Origin of the sequence: Caulobacter sp. HMWF025, from assembly GCF_003060965.1 — a bacterium.
Classification (GTDB): Bacteria; Pseudomonadota; Alphaproteobacteria; order Caulobacterales; family Caulobacteraceae; genus Caulobacter.
This window is the reverse complement of record NZ_QAII01000026.1, coordinates 1-4,160: the sequence shown is the minus strand read 5'-3', so window position 1 is coordinate 4,160 and position 4,160 is coordinate 1. Positions and strand designations below refer to the sequence as shown.

The following is a 4,160-nucleotide window of genomic DNA, read 5'->3' as shown; positions in this document are numbered from 1 at the left end:
TCGCAGCCCTCCTCCCCCGGGGGGGGGGAAGATGGGGGGTCAGCTGCCGGCTTTCTGTTCCCGTTGGGGCACCAGCGCCTCGAGGCCTCCCAGAACCGCGGTGCGGGTGGCCTGGTCGGCATCCTGGGCGGCAATGGCCTTCAGGGTGTTGATGAACAGGGCTCCGACATCCTTCGACCATTTCCCGTTGCGGGCCCGATCGATGTATTCGCACAGCAGCCGGGCCGCCCGCAGCAGCTGGGCATCGGCCTCGGCGTCGCAAAGGCCGATGATGCCGGCACTGGCCTCGTGAAGGCTCTCCCAGTCCGCGGCCGTCGGCTCGTCCAGGCCGCGCCACTCGCCCATCCAGACCAGGGCTTCGCCGATCGAGATCAGATGCTCGGCCCGGCTCGCCTGCTGGGCCGCAGCCGCCTGGTTCAGGGCGGTCCGGGCATAGACGCCGCCGGCGGCCTTGATCAGCCGGCTCAGCCGGGGCAGCTGGCGGATCGTGCGGACCACGCTCATGACGTGGCTCTCTGCGGTTTGACCAGGCTGTCGAGTTCGTTCGCGCTGAGGTTTCCGTCGATCGCCATGCCGATATCGACGGAGAGGTCACCCTTGCGACGGCCGTCTGTCGAGGCCGGCGGTCCCTGATGCTTCCAGCGCCGGTCCGGCCCGGCATAGGTTTCACCGACGATGAAACTGCGGGCTTCCTCGGTGATGTAGAAGATGCGCTCCAGCAGGGTCTGCGGGCTGATTGGCTTGGCGATGATGTAGTTGGCCCCGCAGTTGCGGCCGGCGGCGACCTGGGACTCGCGGGTATGGGCCGAGATGATGATCGCCGGGGTGATCCGCTCCTCGTCGCTGGGCCGGTTGCGCAGCCAGCGGACCAGTTCATAGCCGTCGCATTCGGGCATGGTGCCGTCAGTGATCAGCAGATCGAACTGCTGCCGGGCCAGAAGGGCCTTGGCCTCGACGCCGTCCCGGACGGTGACGATGTCGCTGGCGCCGAAGGCTCGCAGCATATCCTGAATAATATTGCGGGCGTTCTCGTTGTCATCGGCAACCAGAACCTTCGCGGTCTTCAGGTTAAGTCTGCTGCTGTCCAGCATTTGCGGTGCTCGGAGTAACTTGGGTGGAGGCCAAAGTCCGTCTCAAGGCGTTCGTATCATTATGTGTTAGGGTTGCGTGTAGATTTTACTGTATTGTCGATATTGCTCACAGGATTTTCAGTAAAGTATTCTGCATAGTAAATGCAAAATTTACCCTGATAGCTGAGCCGTATTCGGAAATCGCCCAAACAGGCCCCGCTATGCGACATAGTGACACGTTATGTGCCTATATCTCAGTGGATTTTTGTGGGCCAATACCCGGATCGGGGAAGGGCCGGGTCCCGCCCGGCGAGGCCAGGGCGGGCTCAGCCTGCGGTCAGAGCGTGTCCTGAACGGCGGCGAGAACCGCGTAGAGCTCGGACACGATAATCGGTTTCGACAGCACCCCGTCGACCCCGGCCGCCTCGTAGCGCGCCACGTCATCGTCGAAGACGTTGGCGGTCAGCATGAAGATCGGCGTCCGGCGGCCCTGGCCTTCCAGCCGGCGGATGGCCTCGACGGCCGAGACCCCGTCCATGTGCGGCATGTTGGCGTCCATCAGGATCAGGTCGAAGCTCTGTCGGCCGAAGGCCTCCACCGCCGCGACCCCGTCCTCGACCATCAGGGCCTCCTGGCCGAACTGGGCCAGAAACAGCTGCAGAACCCGCTGGTTGCCCAGATTGTCCTCAGCGGCGAGGATGCGCAGCGACAGGTCAGGTTCGGCTGAGCCCTGCGGCGCAACGGCGGTGGTCTGGGCGGCCGGGGCGGGGAACGCGAACCAGAACCGGCAACTGCCGTCGGGGCCCGTGTCGCAGCCGATGTCGCCGCCGAGCGCGCGGATATTGGCCGCCGAGATCGCCAGGTTGAGGCCGGCCCCCTCGGTTGCCTCGTCCATCGCCGAGGTTCGGGAGGGGGCGATCAGCCAGGCCCGTTCCGCCACGGGCAGGCCGCCGCCCGAGTCGCAGACCTCGCACAGGACCAGATCGTCCGGCCCCGCGGGCGCGCCGAGCCGGACATGGATCGCGCCCCCGGCCGGGGTGCAGCGGACGGCATTGGCGATCAGGCTGGTCAGGGTCTGCTCGATCTTGCCGGAGTCGCCGTTGATCCCGTAGGCATCGCCCAGGGCCGAATGATCCAGATGCAGGGCGAGGCCGGCGGCGGCGGCCGGAGCCGTCCAGAGCTCGCTCACGTCGGTGGCCAGCCGGACCAGATCAAAGTCTGTCCGGGAGACGACCAGGCCGACGGACTCGACCTGGACGAAGTCCAGCACGGCGTTGAGCAGGCGCAGCAGCATGCCCCCCGAGCGCCGGATCCCGTCCAGTTGATCCCTCTGCTCGGCCGTCAGGGGCGTATTCGACAGGGCCTCGGACAGGCCCAGGACCGCATTCAGGGGGGTGCGCACCTCATGGCTGGCGACGGCCATCAGCTGGGTCTTGGCGCGGCTGGCGGCCTCGGCCCGGTGCAGCATCTGTTCCAGGTCCCGCTGGGCGGCGGCGGCGGCGAGGCTGGCCCGGTCGCGCTCTATGGCCCGGCCGAGGATCGCGCCGATCCGGTTCAGAAGGTCGAGCGTGTCCTCGCCCGGATCCAGGGCGATCGCCTGGCCGAACTCCAGTATGGCCGCGACCTCGGACCCGACCAGCACCGGCAGGGCGACGCCGGCGGCGATCCCGTTTTCCGGGGCGATCCGGCTGCGCGGCAGGGTCCCGTTGTCCTCGACGGAGATCCAGTAGGCCCGGGCCTGCGACAGGACCACCCCGGGCAGGCCGACCCCGTCGACAAATTCAATGGCCTCGGTCGCGGCGATCAGCGCCGCGCCGTCAAAGGTGTCGCTGGCCCACCAGATGCCGGACGGCCGCATCCGGCGCCGGCCGTCGCCCAGGGGTTCGACCAGCTGCACATGGCCGATCGGCCAGCCGGTGAAGCTGCAGATGCTCGCCAGCGCCGTCCGCAGCACCTCGACGAGGTCGCCGCCCCGGTTGGCCATGATGGCCAGCTCCGACAGCAGCCGCATCTGCTCCTTCTGGCGGAACAGGTTCAGGGTCTCCCGCTCGGCGATGGTCTCGGCCTCGTGCCGCGCCTTTTCCGCCCGGGCCAGACGGCGCTCGAGCCGGGCGATCCGGTCGGTGAGGCTGACGGAGACGTCGTCCACCCAGGTGACGGGGTGGGGCCTGGAGGCTGACCTAGGCATGGGCGGCCTCCAGCGCGGGCCAGCCGATCCGGAAGGTGCAGCCGGCATCGCCCCGCTCGACGCAGGTCAGGTGGCGGAACTCGACCGTCTCGCCGAAGTGCCGCGCCGCCCCCTCGACGAAGCCGTGGGCCAGGGCGCACAGCCGGCGGGGCGAGTGATAGTCCATGTCCATCCGGTCGGGCCGGGCGGCCTGGATGTTGAAGTGCGGACAGACGGCCCCGACATAGAGCTTGCGCACCTCGACATGGATCACGTCATTGATCCCGGCCAGGAAGGTCGTGGCGCTGCGATGGCCTTCAAAGAACACCGGATAGGCGCTGGCCAGATGCGGCATGGCCTGGCGACCGAACCAGCGCAGCACCTCGGCGCGTGTCAGGCCGAGCGCCCGGCCGGCCGCCGCCACCAGCTGTTCCAGATCCGCCTCGTCATAGTTGCCGAGCGAGGTATAGGCCCCGTCGACCCCGGCCTCATCGACCAGGTCGTCCCAGAGGTCGGCGCCGTGCGTCTCGGTAACGGCCGCCTGCAGCAGATTGAAGATCACGCCCTTCATACGCACGCCTCCCATCTGGTCAGGCCCGGTCCCGGCTGGGAGCGGCCGCGCCGGTCGGGGCTTGCTGATCTCCCCCGTTAAGCGCGCGTTAAGCCTAGTCCCGTCCAGCAATCGTTTTCACAAACCCAAGATTGACGGGACGATTTGTCGCACAAACTAGGCCGCAGCCTCTGAAGACAGTGAGAACAAGCGTGATGACTGCGGGGTTCATCACGAAGACCGCTTAACCGCGTTGCGGGGTTTTGCGGCCGGGGCCGGGGCCGGGGCATGGGCTCGCCGCCTCACGCGGATCGCCGCTGAAGGGACGGGAAGGGCTGCGGAGCGTCCGGACCGCGTCCGGATGAGGGATAGG

General features: G+C 67.8%; 4 protein-coding genes. All 4 read right to left on the bottom strand.

Translation table 11 applies throughout. From position 1 onward, the window contains the following. Nucleotides 1–39: 39 nt before the first annotated feature. The 4 genes from DBR10_RS03215 to DBR10_RS03200 all read right to left on the bottom strand — a co-directional run bounded on the left by DBR10_RS03215 (nt 40) and on the right by DBR10_RS03200 (nt 3,808). Nucleotides 40–504 carry a hypothetical protein gene (locus tag DBR10_RS03215; RefSeq protein ID WP_108489950.1) on the bottom strand — a complete coding sequence of 155 codons (465 nt, stop codon included), beginning with the start codon at nt 502–504 and terminating at the stop codon, nt 40–42. Next, nucleotides 501–1,091: a response regulator gene (locus DBR10_RS03210; RefSeq protein WP_108503589.1), complete on the bottom strand. Its 591-nt coding sequence runs from the start codon at nt 1,089–1,091 to the stop codon at nt 501–503. Before DBR10_RS03210 ends, DBR10_RS03215 begins: the two co-directional genes overlap by 4 nt. A 316-nt stretch (nt 1,092–1,407) precedes the next feature. Further along, entirely contained in the window at nt 1,408–3,258 is a 1,851-nt protein-coding gene (locus tag DBR10_RS03205) for a response regulator (protein ID WP_158272169.1), read from the bottom strand. After that, nucleotides 3,251–3,808: a heme NO-binding domain-containing protein gene (locus DBR10_RS03200; protein ID WP_108490214.1), complete on the bottom strand. Its 558-nt coding sequence runs from the start codon at nt 3,806–3,808 to the stop codon at nt 3,251–3,253. Before DBR10_RS03200 ends, DBR10_RS03205 begins: the two co-directional genes overlap by 8 nt. Between the last annotated feature and the right edge of the window lie 352 nt (nt 3,809–4,160).

What these genes read in the sequence shown, in the direction of transcription:
- DBR10_RS03215 (WP_108489950.1), bottom strand. Translation starts at nt 504, where the DNA reads ATGAGCGTGGTCCGCACGATCCGCCAGCTGCCCCGGCTGAGCCGGCTG.
- DBR10_RS03210 (WP_108503589.1), bottom strand. Translation starts at nt 1,091, where the DNA reads ATGCTGGACAGCAGCAGACTTAACCTGAAGACCGCGAAGGTTCTGGTT.
- DBR10_RS03205 (WP_158272169.1), bottom strand. Translation starts at nt 3,258, where the DNA reads ATGCCTAGGTCAGCCTCCAGGCCCCACCCCGTCACCTGGGTGGACGAC.
- DBR10_RS03200 (WP_108490214.1), bottom strand. Translation starts at nt 3,808, where the DNA reads ATGAAGGGCGTGATCTTCAATCTGCTGCAGGCGGCCGTTACCGAGACG.